Origin of the sequence: Mariniradius saccharolyticus AK6 (genome assembly GCF_000330725.2) — a bacterium.
GTDB lineage: Bacteria > Bacteroidota > Bacteroidia > Cytophagales > Cyclobacteriaceae > Mariniradius > Mariniradius saccharolyticus.
The window spans coordinates 295718-313116 of record NZ_AMZY02000009.1; the positions used below are offsets into that span (position 1 = coordinate 295718).

The 17399-nt window shown below is 47.3% G+C and carries 16 protein-coding genes; 7 read left to right on the forward strand and 9 right to left on the reverse strand.

Annotation, left to right across the window (positions count from 1 at the left end; genetic code table 11):
• Positions 1–735: 735 nt before the first annotated feature.
• Positions 736–1149: a GxxExxY protein gene (locus tag C943_RS09080; RefSeq protein ID WP_040479797.1), complete on the reverse strand. Its 414-nt coding sequence runs from the start codon at positions 1147–1149 to the stop codon at positions 736–738.
• A 222-nt stretch (positions 1150–1371) separates the two neighbouring features.
• Between C943_RS09080 and C943_RS09085 the strand changes: the two genes are divergently transcribed.
• Positions 1372–2826 (forward strand): PhoPQ-activated pathogenicity-related family protein, encoded by a 1455-nt coding sequence (locus C943_RS09085; protein WP_008626874.1) that lies wholly within the window; start codon positions 1372–1374, stop codon positions 2824–2826.
• 100 nt (positions 2827–2926) lie between these two features.
• Here C943_RS09085 and C943_RS09090 read toward each other — a convergent pair whose 3' ends face one another.
• A complete protein-coding gene (locus C943_RS09090) occupies positions 2927–3775 on the reverse strand; it encodes an OmpA/MotB family protein (protein ID WP_040479799.1) in 849 nt (282 codons plus the stop codon).
• 129 nt (positions 3776–3904) lie between these two features.
• Between C943_RS09090 and C943_RS09095 the strand changes: the two genes are divergently transcribed.
• Complete coding sequence (locus C943_RS09095) at positions 3905–5032, forward strand: aldose epimerase family protein (RefSeq protein ID WP_008626876.1); 1128 nt, start codon at positions 3905–3907, stop codon at positions 5030–5032.
• An 80-nt stretch (positions 5033–5112) separates the two neighbouring features.
• Entirely contained in the window at positions 5113–5799 is a 687-nt protein-coding gene (locus C943_RS09100) for a dioxygenase family protein (RefSeq protein WP_008626877.1), read from the forward strand.
• A gap of 7 nt (positions 5800–5806) precedes the next feature.
• Here C943_RS09100 and C943_RS09105 read toward each other — a convergent pair whose 3' ends face one another.
• Positions 5807–6178, reverse strand: a complete 372-nt coding sequence (locus C943_RS09105; protein WP_008626878.1) for a hypothetical protein — start codon at positions 6176–6178, stop codon at positions 5807–5809.
• Positions 6179–6507: 329 nt separating this feature from the next.
• On the opposite strand from C943_RS09105, the gene C943_RS09110 reads away from it, so the two are divergent.
• Both C943_RS09110 and C943_RS09115 read left to right on the forward strand, forming a co-directional pair.
• Positions 6508–8352, forward strand: a complete 1845-nt coding sequence (locus tag C943_RS09110; RefSeq protein ID WP_008626879.1) for a glutamate-cysteine ligase family protein — start codon at positions 6508–6510, stop codon at positions 8350–8352.
• Positions 8349–9554 (forward strand): succinylglutamate desuccinylase/aspartoacylase family protein, encoded by a 1206-nt coding sequence (locus C943_RS09115; protein WP_008626880.1) that lies wholly within the window; start codon positions 8349–8351, stop codon positions 9552–9554. Before C943_RS09110 ends, C943_RS09115 begins: the two co-directional genes overlap by 4 nt.
• 28 nt (positions 9555–9582) lie before the next feature.
• Here the strand turns inward: C943_RS09115 and C943_RS09120 are convergent, their stop codons facing one another.
• Positions 9583–10146: an SRPBCC domain-containing protein gene (locus tag C943_RS09120; RefSeq protein ID WP_008626881.1), complete on the reverse strand. Its 564-nt coding sequence runs from the start codon at positions 10144–10146 to the stop codon at positions 9583–9585.
• Positions 10147–10219: 73 nt separating this feature from the next.
• A complete protein-coding gene (locus tag C943_RS09125) occupies positions 10220–10759 on the reverse strand; it encodes a Crp/Fnr family transcriptional regulator (protein ID WP_234862231.1) in 540 nt (179 codons plus the stop codon).
• Between the two features lie 221 nt (positions 10760–10980).
• On the opposite strand from C943_RS09125, the gene C943_RS09130 reads away from it, so the two are divergent.
• A complete protein-coding gene (locus C943_RS09130) occupies positions 10981–11472 on the forward strand; it encodes a deoxycytidylate deaminase (RefSeq protein ID WP_051069563.1) in 492 nt (163 codons plus the stop codon).
• On the opposite strand, the gene murB is transcribed toward C943_RS09130, so the two are convergent.
• Positions 11469–12518, reverse strand: a complete 1050-nt coding sequence (gene murB, locus C943_RS09135) for a UDP-N-acetylmuramate dehydrogenase (protein ID WP_281166944.1) — start codon at positions 12516–12518, stop codon at positions 11469–11471. The genes C943_RS09130 and murB overlap by 4 nt on opposite strands.
• 44 nt (positions 12519–12562) lie before the next feature.
• On the opposite strand from murB, the gene C943_RS09140 reads away from it, so the two are divergent.
• Positions 12563–13504 (forward strand): succinylglutamate desuccinylase/aspartoacylase family protein, encoded by a 942-nt coding sequence (locus C943_RS09140; protein WP_008626888.1) that lies wholly within the window; start codon positions 12563–12565, stop codon positions 13502–13504.
• 50 nt (positions 13505–13554) lie between these two features.
• Here the strand turns inward: C943_RS09140 and C943_RS09145 are convergent, their stop codons facing one another.
• The 3 genes from C943_RS09145 to C943_RS09160 form a co-directional block, all read right to left on the reverse strand.
• Positions 13555–14340 carry a sterol desaturase family protein gene (locus C943_RS09145; protein WP_008626908.1) on the reverse strand — a complete coding sequence of 262 codons (786 nt, stop codon included), beginning with the start codon at positions 14338–14340 and terminating at the stop codon, positions 13555–13557.
• 419 nt (positions 14341–14759) lie between these two features.
• Positions 14760–15332: a hypothetical protein gene (locus C943_RS09150; protein ID WP_008626910.1), complete on the reverse strand. Its 573-nt coding sequence runs from the start codon at positions 15330–15332 to the stop codon at positions 14760–14762.
• A gap of 263 nt (positions 15333–15595) precedes the next feature.
• On the reverse strand, positions 15596–17329 hold the full coding sequence (locus tag C943_RS09160; RefSeq protein ID WP_008626929.1) for a phospho-sugar mutase: 1734 nt from the start codon (positions 17327–17329) through the stop codon (positions 15596–15598).
• Positions 17330–17399: the final 70 nt, after the last annotated feature.

A 17399-nucleotide genomic window follows, 5' to 3' on the forward strand; every position in this document is an offset into this window, starting at 1 on the left:
GGGTTCAGATCGACTCGCCGGGTTTTTGCCTTTTTTCTTTACCAATGATTTTGAACCATAAAAGAGGTCAAAAGGGATCAAAAGTTTCCTGTGCCTTTTGTTTTCTTTTGTCGCTTTTGTGGTTCGTATTCTAAGCCTCACTCATTCGCCCGAGTCAATGGAGATTCCGAAAATGCCTCTTGGCGATGGCGCATGGAACGAGAAAGGTGATTTTAACCACAAAAGAGATCAAAAGGGCTTGAATTCTTTTGTTGTCTTTTGTCCCTTTTTTGGTTGATTTTATTTGGAATCCTTCATCAAAATATTCAAACACGCGGGGAAGGTTTTTCGTGATTGGGCAATGGACTAAGATGAATTTTGGGCCACAAAAGAGATCAAAAGTTTCCTTTGCCTTTTGTTTTCTTTTGTCGCTTTTGTGGTTCGTATTCTAAGCCTCACTCATTCGCCCGAGTCAATGGAGATTCCGAAAATGCCACTTGGCGATGGCGCATGGAACGAGAAAGGTGATTTTAACCACAAAAGAGATCAAAAGGGCTTGAATTCTTTTGTTGTCTTTTGTCCCTTTTTTGGTTGATTTTATTTGGAATCCTTCATCAAAATATTCAAACACGCGGGGAGGGTTTTTCGAGATAGGGCAATGGACTAAGATGAATTTTGGGCCACAAAAGAGATCAAAAGTTTCCTGTGCCTTTTGTTTTCTTTTGTCGCTTTTGTGGTTCGAATTCTAAACCCCACTCATTCGCCCAAATCATTGAAAAGCTGATTCACGTAGGTCTTTTGTCCGTCTGGGTAAAGTTGTGCCACATTGAAATTGAACATGATTCCCTTTGGCGCATTCAGAAGTTTCATGTAAGTCATAAGTTTAGCCTCGTCGTAAGGATCGACTGCCTTCACAGACTTCAACTCGACGACGATGCATTCTTCCACATACAAGTCGCATCGCAGATTAGTCGCCATGTTGATGCCTTTGTAGTGGATCGGAATGTTCATTTCCGAAAGAAAATTCAATCCTCGAAGCCGAAGCTCGTGCTTCATGCACTCGTGATATATTGATTCCAATAATCCCGGCCCGAGATGCTTGTGGACTTCGATTGCAGCACCGTTGATTTTGTAGGTCAGGTTTCTGAGATCGGATTTGGAATATATCATGGCTGTAGTCGGATGAGGATTGTTGCTGGAAATAGACATTTGAAACTAAAAATAAAAAATTAATTTTTATATAATCTACCTTATATAAATCAATAGTTTGAGCTACCTACGATTCCTTATTCAAGCAATGATGATCCAAGGAATGATTAGCAGATTTCGATCTTTACCTCAGCAAACCTTTTTTTCCTATCTTAACTTCCCAATTCATACAACGGTAAACCCATGAAACACAAACTTCAACTGTCCCGATTTGGCATTCTGATTTGGATTGCTGCGATACTACTTTTTAGTCAATGCAAGCCCCAGGCAAAGGAAAACATGTCTGAGCCGTTGGCCGAGAGGTCCATGACGCTGCTCAAGGATTATGTCCACGCACCAGACCCCGACTTTCGCTATGAAATGGTCCACAGCAACTCTACGGAAACCTATGACTATGTAGTACTCAAAATGGTATCCCAAAATTGGCTTACGAAAGATATTGTCAACGAAACGGAGTGGTGGCATTGGGTCTCTGTTGTGATTCCCAAGGATACACCCCACCAAACGGGCTTGATGTGGATTGGGGGTGGTAGCAAGGATTCGAAGATGCCAACCGAACCGGCGGCTTTGGTTCTAGAGACAGCGCAACGCACCAACTCGATCGTGGCAGAAATCCACAACGTGCCCTTCCAGCCGGTCGTATTTGCGAATGACACCTTCGGCGAGCGGTATGAGGATGCCATTATTGCCTATGGCTGGAGGAAGTTTTTGGAAGGAGGAGCCAAGGATGAAGATGCGATTTGGTTGGCGAGGCTGCCGATGACCAAAGCCGTGAAGTTGGCCATGGATGTCGCGACCGAAGTGGCTGGGCAAAAGGGTAAAACCCTGGACAAATTTGTGGTCGCTGGCGCATCCAAACGTGGTTGGACCACGTGGACCACGGCGGCGGTCGACGACAGGGTAGTGGCTTTTGTTCCGATTGTGATCGACTTGCTCAATATCCAACCTTCCTTTCAGCACCATTGGAGAAATTATGGATTCTGGGCACCTGCCGTGGAGGATTATGTGCGGGAAGGCATCATGGACTGGCAGGGAAGTGCCGAGTACGAGCGCCTGTTGGAGATTACCGAGCCATATTCTTTTTTGGAGGCCTATGCCAACAAACCCAAGCTCTTGATCAATGCCGCAGGGGACCAGTTTTTTCTCCCGGACAGCTGGAAGTTCTATTGGGATAGCCTCCCCGGGGAAAAGCACCTGCAATACGTCCCCAACTTTGGACATGATCTTCGGGAGTCTGACGCGCTGCCAAACATGATCTCATTCTACGCTTCCGTCCTTAACAAGGCCACGAGACCTTCCTATTCATGGAATATCGAGGGGGACAAGATACTCGTCCAAACAGACCCGAATCAAAAGCCTGCTTCTATCAAGCTTTGGTCCGCGACCAACCCTGATGCAAGGGATTTCAGAATCGACGTATTGGGGCCAAAGTGGACGTCTACCGAGATTTTGGTCAATGAAAAAGGTACTTACGAGATCGCCATGAAGCAGCCAGAAAAAGGGTACACTGCCTATTTTGTGGAAATCACATTTCCTGGACAGGCGCCCATCAAACTGACTACGGGAGTTGAAGTATTGCCACGGACTTATCCTTTTGAATCTTTTGAATCGGAGAATCCCATGGGCACACAGCAATGATTCCAAACTCTAGGAAAACAAAAAAGCCGGCAAAACCGGCTTTTTTAGTGTTTAGATCTGTGTTAGAGATAAATAAGTACTAGGGCTTTTTCCGATCAATTTATTGTTCAATCATCGCGAAGAATTTATCCAAATCAGGAATCAAGACGATCCTTGTTCTTCTGTTTTTGGCCATATTCTCCTTTGAGTCGTTTTCGACCAGCGGAATGTAACTTGCACGGCCCGCAGCGATCAATTTTTCTGGGGCAACTTTGTACTTGTCTTGCAAAATGCGGACGATGGAAGTTGCACGCTTCACGCTCAGATCCCAGTTGTCCTGCAATACGCCGGTTTGGATCGTCCTTGGGTCTGTATGTCCTTCGATCATCACTTCCAGGGAAGGCTCGGCGTTGATTACCTCTGCCAATCTCTTCAAAAGCCCATCTGCATTTCTGGAAACTTGGTAGCTACCGGTGTTGAAAAGTAGCCTGTCGGATACATTGATCATCACGACGGTCTTGTCGATATCGATTTGGATATCTTCATCCTGTTCGGCACTGCCGTCTGTGATGGATTTCTTCATGTTGTGCGCGATAGCCAGGTTGATGGAGTCCTCCAAGGTCTTTGCATTGGCCAATTCCGCAGCATCGACGTTAGCCAAAGTGGCTTTAAGTTTTTCCCTAGTGATGTTGGACATAGGGGTTTTTCCTTCCAAGCTGAATTTCGCATCATTGTCAGCCTTTAGAGAATTGATTCGTGCATTGTACTCATTGACCCGAGCTTCGATACGACCCATTTTTTCTTCAAGAACCTTATTTTCAGCTTCTAAGGTTTCCTTCTCGGACCTCGTCTCCGCCAACGCTGTTTCGGATTTCATGAGGTCATTTTGGAGTTGCACGTATTTCTTTTTCGATACGCAGGAAGCAGTAAATACGACTGCAGTAAGGGATAATAGAATAATTTTTTTCATATTGAATTTCGATTTTGGCACTAAAATTCAAAAATGAAGCCATCCAAATCGAGCAGGGTGATTTGATCCTAAAAATGGGATGAAATTCGAGTATTTAGTTTTATTTTACCTGATAAACCCAGTCAAACCATGTTCAAAACTAGCATTCTGATTTTCATCATTTTGGCTGTTATTGCCTGCCAACCCAAACCAAAAAAAGCCGTGACCGAGACGATCAACTTTGAAATCAATGTTCGCAACATCAAAATGGGAGACCAAGACGCCCAGGTATTTAACTTGAAAAACAGCAACGGAATGGAGGTCGAGCTCACCAATTACGGTGGCATTCTTTCCCGCATCCTGGTGCCGGATAAAGACGGAAATTCCGAAAATATCATGCTTACTTACAACCAAGTGGAGGATTTTATCAACGACCGCTATTTTTTTGGTGCGACTGCCGGCCGCTATGCCAACCGGATTGCCAAAGGCAAATTCAGCATCGACGGGACCGAATACCAATTGGCCACGAATAACGGCCCCAACCACCTGCATGGGGGTTTACAGGGATTCAACAAGAAATTTTGGAAGGCTTCGGTTATCGATAGCTTGGAAAATGCTGTCGGTGTGAAGATGGAATACCTCAGTGTAGATGGAGAGGAAGGCTATCCGGGCAATTTGAACACGACGATGACCTTCATACTCGACAAGGAAAACAAACTCTCCATCACAATGGAGTCCACCACCGACAAGCCGACCATCGTCAACTTGACCCATCATGGCTATTTCAACCTTTCGGGAATGAAGGAAGACATCCTGGGACATCAATTGACCATTTTCGCAGAGCATTACACGCCTGTCGATGCGGGCTTGATTCCGACCGGCGAAATCGCTCCCGTGGAAGGAACCCCGTTTGATTTTCGCATTCCGCATTTGATTGGAGAGCGAATTGCTGAAACGGGAGCCGGATATGACCATAATTTTGTAATCAAGAAGGAACACGATGGAAAACTCACCAAAATGGCTGAATTGGTCCATGAAGGAACGGGGCGTACGATGACGGTTTATTCCAGTATGCCTGGTGTCCAATTTTACTCCGGCAATTTTCTGGATGGAAAGCAAACCACGGGGGGTGTGACCTATGGGAAGAATTTTGGCATGTGCCTAGAGCCGCAGTTTTTCCCTGATTCACCCAATCAGCCGAATTTCCCATCTCCGAGACTTAATCCTGGAGAGACTTACCGACATGAGATCGTGTATGAGTTTGGGATGAAGAAGTAGGACATTTCATTTATTCTGGGTACCGGTAAAAAGTAATTGAAAATCATTAACTTACTCCACTATTCCCAACCCAGAAGACCATGAGAAAGCGGGATTTCATCAAGAAAACATTGGCTGGTTTTGGTGGCGTTGTGGCGCTGCCCCATGCGATCGTGGGACAGGGTCCTGCCAACCAGCAGTTGGATGATCTGGCCGCCTGCGAGAAAACGCCTTCGGAAATGAGAGGCCCGTTTCCGATCAAAACGCCTACGGAATTGATGCGGGCAAATATCGTAACCGACAGAAAGGGCGTCGCTCTGCTGATCAATCTAAAAATCCAAGATCAAAGTGAAGACTGTAAGCCCATTGCGGGCGCCCAAGTGGATGTCTGGCATTGTGATGCGGACGGCAACTATTCGGAATACGGTGCAAACCGCCTGCAGGAGGCCGATTACCGAAACGTCTCCTTTCTCCGCGGAAGGCAGACGACCGACCAAAACGGTGAGGTTTCCTTCATCAGCATTTTCCCGGGTTGGTATCCGGGCCGGGCGCCGCATATCCATGTCGAGGTGATCAAGGATGGAAAATCCCTTCTTGCTACCCAAGTCGCGTTTCCCGAATCAAGTACTTCGGTAGTTTATGCCAGTCAGGGGTACAAAGGAAAGGAAGATACTACCAATGCGGACGACGGACTTTTTCGCAACAGCCTCGCAGGCAACATGGCAGACGCTGTCACTGGCAACCTAAAGGATGGTTTTACCTTAAAAAAGACGATTACCGTCGCTTAGGCGCGATTCAATCCTTACGCGGATCAATGACAAGCCCGCCCAATTTTTTGTCTAGTATGGTATAATGGATTTCTGGATTTGGAACGTACACGGGCATGCGGGAGTCTGATTCGAGTTCTTTGGTGGGCATGATATAAACGATTTCTTCGGCCCGAACGGTGCTCGGGGGGATGATTTTGTTAACAAGCGAATCGGCATTGGTAAGTGGTTGGATGCTTTCGAATAGCACCACGTTTTGGGTCTGTTTGGTATCCGAAAAAGCAAGCTTCAATTTATTATTTTGGAAAAGTGCGGAATTAGCTGTTCCATTTATTTCGCTTTGTGCATGAGTGCCAATGGCAGTGATAAAGAGCATTGTAAAAAGCGGTATGATTTTCATAGGCTTGGTTTTTTTATGTTTTGAGATTCATCAACTAAACAGTATGGTTTCTGTTTGAGTAAGGGTATTCTGAACAAAAATTCTAAGGCTAGAATTGCTTCATGTATCCTTTCTGATGGTTTTAATACGTCGAAAGGAACAAGTCAGTTGTCAAAAGCGACCGAAAGGCTTCGATCGAGTCTGGATTACATTATGCAATCTTTTTCCTAAATGAAATCTGCCTTTTCAAGTCGGTGGATTCATGGTATTTATCAAGCAGTTAAGTGACTTTGCTCATAATTATTGGTTTCCTTTATCCATAATTTTCCATTGTTCAGGAAGGAGCAATTATGGGTGTACACAATGTGAGGGCACTGGAGGGTCCCGAAGACCGTGCCGAGTTTCTACATCGCCTGATGCAGGATGTGCGGGCTTTGGAATATATGCTCGATCAAGGTTTGTTTGAAACTGCACCGCTTCGAATCGGCGCAGAGCAGGAGCTTTTTCTGGTCGATGGGGAATATATGCCTGACCCGCGTGCCCAGGAATTGCTCGCCAAGTTGGACGACGTCCATTTCACCACGGAAATAGGAAAGTTCAATCTCGAAATCAACCTAGATCCTGTTGAATTGGGTAAGAATTGCCTAGGCAAGGTAAAGGAGGATTTGGAGGCCCATATCAGAAAGGCACAGCAAGCGGCATCCGAGTTGGGTTCAAAGCTCATCCTGACGGGGATTTTGCCGACTTTGACACAAGCCCATACCCGTTCTGAATACCTGACTCCGGTAGAACGTTATGGCATCCTCAACAAAGCAGCAAGGAATGCCCGCGGTTCGGATTTTCAAATCCATATCCAAGGCTTGGATGAAGTCACCATTTCACACGATTCTGTCTTGCTGGAAGCCTGTAACACGAGTTTTCAAATCCACCTCCAAACCACCCCTGCCGAGTTTGTCTCCATGTTGAATTGGGCAAATGCCATCTCAGCACCGGTTTTGGCTGTCTCCGTGAATTCTCCCCTGCTTTTCGGCAAAGAATTGTGGCAGGAAACCCGCCTCGCATTGTTTACCCAGAGTGTAGACGTAAGGGCGAGTTCCCATTTGCTGAACGATAGTCAAGCCCGGGTCAGTTTCGATAACGGTTGGCACACCGGGTCTGTCGCTGACGTGTTTAAGGATCAGATCGCAAGATTCAAGGCAATTCTCACCGCTGATCTTGGGATAAGCAGCTTTGGTTTATTGGAAGAAGGTCAAATTCCAAAGCTGAAGGCGCTGTGTCTCCACAACGGCACAGTCTACAAATGGAATCGGCCTTGTTTTGGCGTCGGCGATGGAAAACCTCACTTGCGCATCGAATGCAGGTACATTCCCTCGGGGCCGACCATTGTGGATGAAGTCGCAAACTTGGCTTTTTGGATCGGACTGATGAAAGGAATGCCTGCTGACATGCAAAACATCCATGAAATGATGGATTTCAAAGATGTCAAAACCAATTTTCTCGCCGCCGCCAGATACGGCCTGAGCGCTCCCATGAAATGGGATGGGAAAGTCTGGACTGCAAGGAATTTGGTCTCCGAAGTAATGCTGCCCTGGGCCAAGAAGGGATTGTTAAGTCTAGGAGTGGCTGTCCAAGAGGCAGATTTATATTTGGCCATTATCCAAAAAAGAATCGAGTCCCACAACGGTGCCGAATGGACCACCAAAAGCTACAGACACTTACTGAAGACCAAAAAGCGGCACGAGGCCAACCAATTGCTCACGGAATTGATGTTTTCGAATCAGGAAAAAGGGAGCCCGATCGGGGAATGGGGGCTTCCGGAGAGCAAAAGTTCCTCTGTGCCATTTTTGAGGGTAAGGCATGTAATGAATACCGATACCTTCACTTTGGATGAGTACGATCCGATCGAGATGGCGGTGCATATCATGAAATGGAAAAATATCAATCATTTGCCCATCGTGCATGGCGACAGGCTGTTGTTGGGGATGATCTCTTCGACTGATTTGGCTAAGATTTCCGAAACGCCCGACAATCTTGTCCGTCCGGTGAGGGAAATCATGAAGCGGGTTTTGGTATCCATTGAAGCCGACAAATCCGCGGAGGAGGCGAAAAGGCTCATGGATGAGTTTGGGATTCATTCCCTTCCTGTCGTGGAGGATGGCAAACTGATAGGTATCATCACCTCCAAAGACCTATGAAAAAGGCACTCCATCGTTTGGTAAAAGATAAACTTCCTCCGAGAAGTCCGCTGAGGATTATCGGGGATATCGGAAGCCGAAAGCAAGGACCTGTGGCCATATTTTTCGCGGGCATTCATGGAAACGAACCCGCAGGTGTAACAGCCCTGGAGCGGTTATTCGCAGCGTTATCCCCGAGAGAAAACGATTTGAAGGGACGCGTGATCGGGATCCGCGGAAACATCAGGGCGCTGGAAAAGCAAAGCAGGTATTTGGATGAGGACCTGAATCGACTTTGGACAAAAGAGGCGATTCAACGTATCCGCATCAAACCGGTCCTACTGGAAGAGGAGCACGAAATGCTTGAGATTTTGGATTTTCTAGAGGAGGTACTTGATGCCTCGGAGGGTCCTTTCTATTTCTTTGACCTGCATACGACTTCAGGCAAATCCGCCCCGTTTATGACGATCAATGACGCGCTTGCAAATCGGAAATTTGCGGCGCTCTTTCCAGTTCCTATCATCCTTGGGATCGAGGAATACCTGACGGGACCACTGCTGAGCTATGTCAATGAACTGGGATATGTCGCCTTGGGATTTGAGGGGGGACAGCACCAGGATCCACAGTCCATCGAGCGTTGCAAGGCATTTTCCCAATTGTGTTTGGAGTTTGCCGGGATATTTCAGGTTGATGGACCTGCTTCCTCGCAGGAAGCATATCGGACACTTCAGCATCCGGCTTTTGACAAGGGTTCGTTTTTTGAAATCATCGAAGTGTACAAGGTGGCGGAATTTGAGGTATTCAGGATGCGGCCGGGATTTGAGAGTTTTCAGAAAGTCCAAAAAGGCACTCCGGTGGCACTGCACCAAGGTCACGAAATATTGTTTCCCCAAGATGCCCATATTTTTATGCCCCTTTATCAAAGCCAAGGGAAAGAGGGATTCTTCGTCATCCGGAAGGTCCCGAGCTTCTTTCTCAACCTGTCCGCCTTCTTGAGGAAATTCAAATTTGACAATCTGCTTGTCTTGCTTCCCGGTGTTTCTTGGGGAAACAAGAAAAAGGAAATACTCCGGGTGGACAGAAAAGTCGCTAAGTACCTCGCCAAACAGCTTTTCCACTTGTTGGGATATAGGTTGAAAGTCCTTGACGGGCGGTTCATTCGACTGTACAACCGGGAACGCGCTACCAAAAAGCAGACCTACAAAGAAGCTGCTTGGTGGTAGGTTTCGATCAATTCCGATCAACTTCAATCTATGGTTGCGCACTTTCAGCTTTTTGCTTCAATGCAGCCAGCCAAATGTCATGCAGCCGATGGAGCTTTTTGGGTTGGAAGATTTTCTCAAAGAAAGTCAACCAGCCGTTTTGTGTCTCTGCGGTGAGGACACGACAGCCGGTTTCCGTGGGCGTGATGATCCAAACATGGTAGCCTTGGATACTTTTTTTGTCTGAAAGCCAGGCAAGTCTCTGATTGATTTCAAACTCCCTAACTTCGGAGTCAAATTTTAGCCCCATGGTTTTCCAAGATAATCTCGCTTCCTGAGACAGGTTTGGGGAATTTTTTCCTGTGACTTTGACATCCTTTGCCCCCTCGTACCAATTGGGCCATGATTCCGCTTCGATCAGGATAGACCAGACGATCTCGGGGGAGGCATCGATTTCGATTTCGTTTTCTACATAAAACTTACTCTCGGTTGGATGAAATCCTTCCGGCCAAATGATTGCTTGGTTATAATTCCTAGCACTGGGATTCGTAGTAAGCGGTCCAGTCAGGAATCCGACCAATCCGGCGATGATGGAGATGAAGGTAGCTTTCATAAGATTTGGATATGTTTGATCCAAAGCTATTTGAAATGCAGGGCAGGGGGCGTTAACAAATGTTTAGACTCGCTCAGCGCTCGGATTTTTTCAGTCGGCTTAGATGGACGGGCGTGATGCCTAGGTAGGATGCAATCATGTGTTGGGGGACCCGCTGATGGATGTTTGGAAAAACCTCTGTGATGGCCTCATATCTTTCCTTTGGGCTGCGGGAGTAGATATTTTTGATCCGGTTGTCCTGGTAGATGAAATAGAACTCAGCGACGAGTCGGCCCATTTTTTCGCCTTCATGGAGGTTTTTATATCCCCATTCGATAGCTTTTCGCGGCAATACCACTACTTCCGTGGTTTCCAAGGCCTGCATTGAATACAATGCCGGTTGCTGCAGGATAAAACTCGAATAGTCTGTTATAAATTGGTTCTCCATGGCAAAATGAATGGTGTGCTCATTTCCATCGCGGTCGGTTATGATGACGCGAATAAGACCGCTCTTGATGAATAGTACTTCCTGCGGAATGGTCCCTGGCTGTAGGGCTATTTCGTTTTTTGAAAAAGTCTTGAGATGGCACAAATCCAAAAAAACGGCGAGCTCTTCTTTCGAAGCCTTGATCATTTGTAAAATTGCATCCCTGAATGCTTCCATTTGACTTAATCTTCAAGCTGGAAAATAAGCAGATTGGATGAGTTTTGGAACTTAAGTTACCAAAATCAAGAAGCAGGCCGCTAAGCTGGTTTGTCGACATCGATCAATTCGTGCTTTTCCTGTTTGCGGAAAAACAGATTTGATTACTTTTGGACTTTGGAGAAAAACACCCCATTGGTATTGGCCTGCAGATGACAAACACCGGAAGACCCCACTTTGACGATATTTTTATGGAATTGGCGGTCAACTTGGCCAAGCGTTCCCATTGCATCAAAAAGCACGTCGGAGCGGTGCTCACCAAAGAAACCCGCATCATTTCTATCGGCTATAACGGTCCTCCTGCCGGAACCCACAATTGCGACGAGGAATTTCCCGACACGGGCTGTGCGCGGGATAGCAAGGGAAGCTGTACCTTGGCCCTCCATGCCGAGCAAAATGCGATTCTCTATGCCGTGAAGAACAATACGTCCGTGGAGGGTTCGACCTTGTATGTGACGTTGGCGCCTTGCCTCGCCTGTGCGCGGATCATATTTTCGATGGGGATTGTCAAAGTGGTGTACATGTATTCATATGCCGAATACAAGGGTTTGCCATCCGATGAGGGATTGGATTTTCTAAGGAAATTTGGGGTGGAAGTGGCTAAATACCCAAAAGACATTCTCTTTGAAGATCCCCTGATCTAGATAAAGTTCACCTCGGGATGGAGCGCAATTCCGAACCGCTCCTTTACTGAGGCCTGGATATCTTGGCTTAGCTTGACAATATCTTTTCCCTCTCCGCCACCGTAGTTGACCAGTACCAAAGGTTGCTTGGCGTGCACGCCGATACTTCCAAAGCGTTTCCCTTTCCAACCCGCCTGTTCGATGAGCCAAGCCGCAGGGACTTTCGTACCCTCTTCCGCAGGGAATCCGGGAATATTCGGATACTCGCTTTTTAATCTTTCAAAATGATCGGCTGGGATGGTAGGGTTTTTAAAAAAACTGCCTGCATTGCCGATTTCGGCAGGGTCGGGGAGTTTGCTGCGGCGTATTTGGATGACTGCTTCACTGACATCTCTGATGCTAGGCTGTCGAATGCCTAATTCCTTTAAGGTGTCCTGAATCGCTCCATAGGAGGTTTTGATCTGCGGTTTTTTGGAAAGCCTAAACCAAACTTGCGTGATGATGTATTGGTCTTTGAGTGCGCTTTTGAATACACTTTCCCTGTAGCCAAACGCGCATTCTTCCCAGGAGAATCTTCTATTTGCGAGCTCACTTCGCTCAATGGCCCATAAGCTGTCAAATACTTCCTTGATTTCCACGCCATAGGCTCCAATATTTTGCATGGGAGAGGCCCCGACGGTACCGGGAATAAGGGAAAGATTCTCCACGCCAGCATAACCGTTTTCGATGCAGAATAGGACAAACTCATGCCAATTCTCGCCCGCGCCGACTTTTACCAAGACCTCATCCTCAGAACAATCTTCCACTTGGATTCCCTTGATTTCCATTTTCAGCACCAAGCCTTCCCAATCCTTTGTCAACAATATATTGGAGCCTCCGCCGAGGACCAACAGGGGAATCCCCTTTTCCCGGGCAAAGAGAAGCGCATCGATCACGTCTTTGTCGCTTTGGGCCCTGACAAAAAAACGGGCCTTTTTGTCCATTCCGAAGGTGTTGTAGGGCAGGAGGGAAATGTTTTCTTGTATATTCATAGCTGCAAAAAAGCGGTGCTGCGAAGTAAAGCATATTTTGCCCAAATCCGAAAGCCTCAGCGGCAAACCACCTACACACTATGAGAGAAATCATTGTCAACGGCATCAAAGTACGGCCCGGCCAATCCCTCAATATCGACATTGCCATCGCACGCTTGCCTACCCATACGCTGATTGACCTTCCGGTTTTCATCCGCAGGGGAAAGGAAGATGGACCCGTGGTGCTGATTTCCGGTGGCGTGCATGGCGACGAAATCAATGGCATCGTAGCTGTCAGGCGGATGTTGGAAGATAACCTGATCCAGCCATTGCGGGGTACTGTTATTTTGATGCCTTTGGTGAATGTCTATGGCTTCCTAAGCAATTCACGGACTTTCCCGGACGGCAGGGATTTGAACCGGAGTTTCCCGGGGAGCAAAAAGGGCTCGCTTGCTTCCCAAATCGCCTACATGATGTCCAGCCAGATCATCCCACAGATCGACTATGGTATCGATTTCCATACCGGTGGCAGGATGCTGTCCAACTATCCGCAAGTGCGGGTCGATTTCAAGGATAAAAAGGGTTTTGAACTGGCAAAGGCTTTTGGTACGCACTTTATTTTGGATTCTCCGCATATCGACAAGTCCTTTCGCAAGGAAGCCTACAAGCAGCGGAAGCATATCCTCGTCTATGAAGGGGGGGAATCCATGCGGCTGGACGATTACGCCGTGGAGGAAGCCGTGGCAGGTACGCTGCGCATGTTGCAATTTCTGGAGATGGTCGAAAAGGCTCCGCAACCAAAACCAGGGATCATCCTTCCGGAAAGTTCATGGATCCGGGCAAAGGTTTCGGGGATTTTTACCTCCAATGTGAGGTTGGGCCAAGAGGTCAAAAAAGGACAAATCCTCGCGAAAATTTCAGATCCCTATGGACAAGTCAAAATCCCGGTAAAAGCAACCCACAACGGCCACGTGATCGGTCTCAACAACAATCCCGTGGTCAATGCAGGGGATGCGCTGATCCATGTGGGAAGGAGCTCGTAGCAAAAAACTGAACCGAAAAACGTTTTTTTCCAACAAACCACAGGGTGATTTCATGCCTTATGCATCAGCTCAGCTTCCTTTCTCGAATCAGTCACCCGTTCATATTTTTCATTGTAATCGCTGCGTAGGGTGCCAAAAAGCCGGTCCCAAATCAGCGTATACAGGCCATAGTTGCCGTGAAAAAACTGATGGTGCTGATTGTGGGCGGTACTGGTATTGATCCATTTGCCGATGGCGCTGCGGTGGAAGTTTTTCGGATAAAGCTCATAGCCCAAATGCCCGTATACATTGTAGGTGATTTGGAACAGCATGAATAAGGCAAAGGCCCCGACATGCACCGGCATCACGAAGCCCAGAACCAGGATGATACCTGCTTCGATGACCGCCTCTAGAGGGTGGAAGGCGTAGGCGGTCCATGGGGAAGGGTTGGTGCTTTGGTGGTGGACCCTGTGTACCGCCTTGAACAATTTGGGGTGGTGCATCAGTCGGTGCATCCAATAGAAATAGGCATCGTGCACCAGGACCATCAGCGGAAAACTCAGGAAGAAGTAAAACCAACCATATTTTTCCACATCCCTGTAATAAAAGGTGTAAGGATCGAGTACCACAAACACAAAGGCTGCCATCGTCGCGAATATCAGGATCGTGATCCCAGAGTAAATAATATCACGCCCATAATCCCCCAATTTTGGGAACTTGACTTGCATCTTGCGCTGCTGCATGACCCTGTGCAACAAGAAATAGAACACAAAAAAGGCAATCCCCGCTACGAGGAAATACCGCAGCCCCACTTTTTCAGCGACAAAAAACCATCGGGTAACAAAATCCTGCCACATATCTCGCATTTGTTAACAAGCCCTAAGTTAAGCAAAACCAGTTTATCCTCGGTTTCTAATTTCTGAGTTCAAGTGTTGATATGGATTATCTTCATTTTTGGCTCGTTCAAAATTTCATTCCCCAGCACCAGTCCAGTACCAAACTACCACCAACCTGGTAGCAAAGTAGTACCAGTCTAGGTGCAAAGCAGTATCAAAGCAGTACCAAAGTAGGGGATAAGTAGACCTTACTACATGGTCTAAAGCTGTTTCTCGGAATGGAGGTTTCAGGAATCCCCAGGGGATGTTCACGAATCCCACGCAGCCTCAAATCCCCAAAACTTCCTCACATCCAAACTTCAAGTCCTCCCATCCGCCAAAACAAAAAAGCCGGCAGGTTTTCCTGTCGGCCTTTTGTAAATGTCATATCTGTGTGATACCTATCTGTTCTCCACGAAGTTTGGCAAAAAGAATTTGCCTTCGGTCAGCAACATAGCCGTCCTGTCGGCAAGTGGCGTCGTGGTGTCAGAAAGATCAAACAATACGCCTTCGAAAGTACCGGTGGTGCCTTCGGAGGTGAAATCGGTCAAGCTAAGGTTACAGTTGTCTCGAGCTCCGGGATTTTGCGAACGAAGCAAAGTCGCGCCCCAAGCCTTCCCGTTTTCGTCAAAATAGATCATGGTCATTCTGGGTGATACCCTTCCCTGTACCACAAGCTCCTCTTGCATTTGATAAGTGAGGCCCATTTCCAAGCGTTCTAAAGTGCGAAGGGAAATGATCACCGAGTTTTTTTCTGGGTCGCTTCCTGTGACCATCGTCCAAATGGCCAAACGTAAACCTGAGGCCACATCGTCAATGTACACAATATTGGCATCATTGGAGGCACTGAAGCGCTTCTCCACGCCATTGATCTTGAAGCTGTAATTGTAATCCGGCCTCTCGGGTTCTTTTTCGCAGGAAGAAGCGGCAAAAAGGACCAAGAGGAGGGAAATGATTTGGGTAATTCTTTTCATAGTGGAGTATTGAGGTGCATCTAAAAGACGCAGCGGATGAGTGGGGGTTGCAAAGAACGGCACAAAAATAGGAATTTTTTCAAGTATTGGATTTTTTTATGAAAGGTTACTTCGTGGGACAAATGCTGAAATACTTCGGCCAAATGTCGACTCTTTCCCAGTGGCTCCCATTTACAAGCCCATTTTTTGGAATCCTCTTGCTTGCTTGAAAAGAAAAATCCCGGCGGATTGGGCCGGGATTTTGGTTTTTTATTTCCTCTGGATCAACTGAAGTAGGCTTTCAACCCTTCGAGTCTGGCTTCCAATGCTGCCTCAACTTTTTTGTAGGAGCCTTTGTCGGGCAAAGGCTGGTTGACAGAGAAGTAATATTTGATCTTGGGTTCCGTGCCTGATGGACGGGCGGAAATCTTGCTGCCGTCTTCCAGGTAAAACTGGATGACGTTGGATTTGTCCATCTTGAGTGGGCTTTCGGTACCGTTTTTAACGTCGTAGACTTTGCTTTCCTTCACGTCCACGACCTTCACCACCTTTACGCCGTTCATTTCCGTCGGCCGGTTGGTGCGGAATCCTGCCATCAGGGCCTGGATCTGCTCGGCACCGTCTTTTCCTTTTTTGGTCACAGAGATCAATGACTCCTTGTAGAAGCCAAACTGCATGTAGATTTCGGCCAAAACATCCTGCACGGTTTTCCCTTGGGTCTTGTAATAAGCCACGATTTCGGAAACCATGGCACAGGCGGAGACGCCATCCTTGTCGCGGACAAAATCACCGACCAAGTAGCCGTAGCTTTCTTCGCCGCCGCCGATAAATTGGTCTTTTCCTTCCAGATTACGGATGACCTCAGCAATATTCTTGAACCCTGTCAAGACAGAATAGCAGGTCACACCAAAGCCTTTGCAGATTTCGTCAATCAGTTCGGTCGTTACGATGGTATTGACCATAAATTGTTTTCCGTCAAGCTTGCCCTTTTCCTTCCATTTGCTCAGCAGGTAGTAGGTGAGGAGTGAGCCTGTTTGGTTGCCGTTGAGCAACTCGTAGCCTCCTTTGCCATCAGGCACACAGGCAGCGTAGCGGTCGCCGTCCGGGTCACAGGCAAGCACCAATTCGGCCCCCGTCTTTTTCCCTAATTCGATCGCCATCGTAAGTGCTTCGGCTTCCTCGGGATTGGGATAAATAACGGTGGGGAAAGTGCCATCCGGTTTTTCCTGCTCCTTAACGACATGCACGTTTTCAAAACCAAAGGCCCTGAGTGCGGCAGGGACCATTTTGCCCGAAGCACCATGGATCGGCGAAAACACGATCGGCATGTTTTTCTGCTTTTGGATTGCATCGCCCGAAAGGCTGAGTGTTTTGACCAAGTCGAGGTAAATCTTGTCAAAATCCTCCTCGATGTACTCAATCAAAGCATCGTTTTTGTTCCAATTCACGTCATCGAAAGAGGTGATTTTTTGTACTTCGTCGATGATGTTTTTGTCGTGAGGGGCGACTACTTGACCGCCATCGTCCCAATAGGCCTTGTAGCCATTGTACTCTTTTGGGTTGTGGGAAGCGGTAACCATGACGCCACTCTTGCACCCAAAATGCCGAATCGCAAAGGACAACATCGGCGTGGGCCTGAGTTCGCGGAAGTATTTCACCTTGATCCCGTTGGCGGTGAAAATATTGGCGGTGGTATCGGCAAATAGTGTATTGTTGATGCGGCAGTCGTGGGTGATGGCCACTTTGACTTCCTCGTTGGGAAAGCATTTGAGCAGGTAATTGGCCAGGCCTTGGGTTGCCATGGCGACGGTATAGACGTTCATCCTGTTGGAACCCACGCCCATGATGCCGCGCAGGCCGCCGGTGCCAAATTCCAAATCCCGGTAAAAGGAATCAATCAGCTCGGTCTTGTCAGCGGCTTCCAAAAGTGAACGAATTTCCGCTTTGCTTTTCTCGTCAATGTTGCTGTGCAGCCAGCTTTCGGCTTTCGCCAAGATACTTGGATCTATTGTTGTCATTTGTTAAAAATTTTGTAATTGGACGTTCTAATTTATGGAATTCGGGTAAATAACAGAGAACCGATACAGG

Coding starts and splice junctions, on each gene's coding strand:
- C943_RS09080 (WP_040479797.1), bottom strand. CDS start 1,149: ATGATATATTCCAAATCCGATCTCAGAAACCTGACCTACAAAATCAAC.
- C943_RS09085 (WP_008626874.1), top strand. CDS start 1,372: ATGAAACACAAACTTCAACTGTCCCGATTTGGCATTCTGATTTGGATT.
- C943_RS09090 (WP_040479799.1), bottom strand. CDS start 3,775: ATGAAAAAAATTATTCTATTATCCCTTACTGCAGTCGTATTTACTGCT.
- C943_RS09095 (WP_008626876.1), top strand. CDS start 3,905: ATGTTCAAAACTAGCATTCTGATTTTCATCATTTTGGCTGTTATTGCC.
- C943_RS09100 (WP_008626877.1), top strand. CDS start 5,113: ATGAGAAAGCGGGATTTCATCAAGAAAACATTGGCTGGTTTTGGTGGC.
- C943_RS09105 (WP_008626878.1), bottom strand. CDS start 6,178: ATGAAAATCATACCGCTTTTTACAATGCTCTTTATCACTGCCATTGGC.
- C943_RS09110 (WP_008626879.1), top strand. CDS start 6,508: ATGGGTGTACACAATGTGAGGGCACTGGAGGGTCCCGAAGACCGTGCC.
- C943_RS09115 (WP_008626880.1), top strand. CDS start 8,349: ATGAAAAAGGCACTCCATCGTTTGGTAAAAGATAAACTTCCTCCGAGA.
- C943_RS09120 (WP_008626881.1), bottom strand. CDS start 10,146: ATGAAAGCTACCTTCATCTCCATCATCGCCGGATTGGTCGGATTCCTG.
- C943_RS09125 (WP_234862231.1), bottom strand. CDS start 10,759: ATGATCAAGGCTTCGAAAGAAGAGCTCGCCGTTTTTTTGGATTTGTGC.
- C943_RS09130 (WP_051069563.1), top strand. CDS start 10,981: ATGACAAACACCGGAAGACCCCACTTTGACGATATTTTTATGGAATTG.
- C943_RS09140 (WP_008626888.1), top strand. CDS start 12,563: ATGAGAGAAATCATTGTCAACGGCATCAAAGTACGGCCCGGCCAATCC.
- C943_RS09145 (WP_008626908.1), bottom strand. CDS start 14,340: ATGTGGCAGGATTTTGTTACCCGATGGTTTTTTGTCGCTGAAAAAGTG.
- C943_RS09150 (WP_008626910.1), bottom strand. CDS start 15,332: ATGAAAAGAATTACCCAAATCATTTCCCTCCTCTTGGTCCTTTTTGCC.
- C943_RS09160 (WP_008626929.1), bottom strand. CDS start 17,329: ATGACAACAATAGATCCAAGTATCTTGGCGAAAGCCGAAAGCTGGCTG.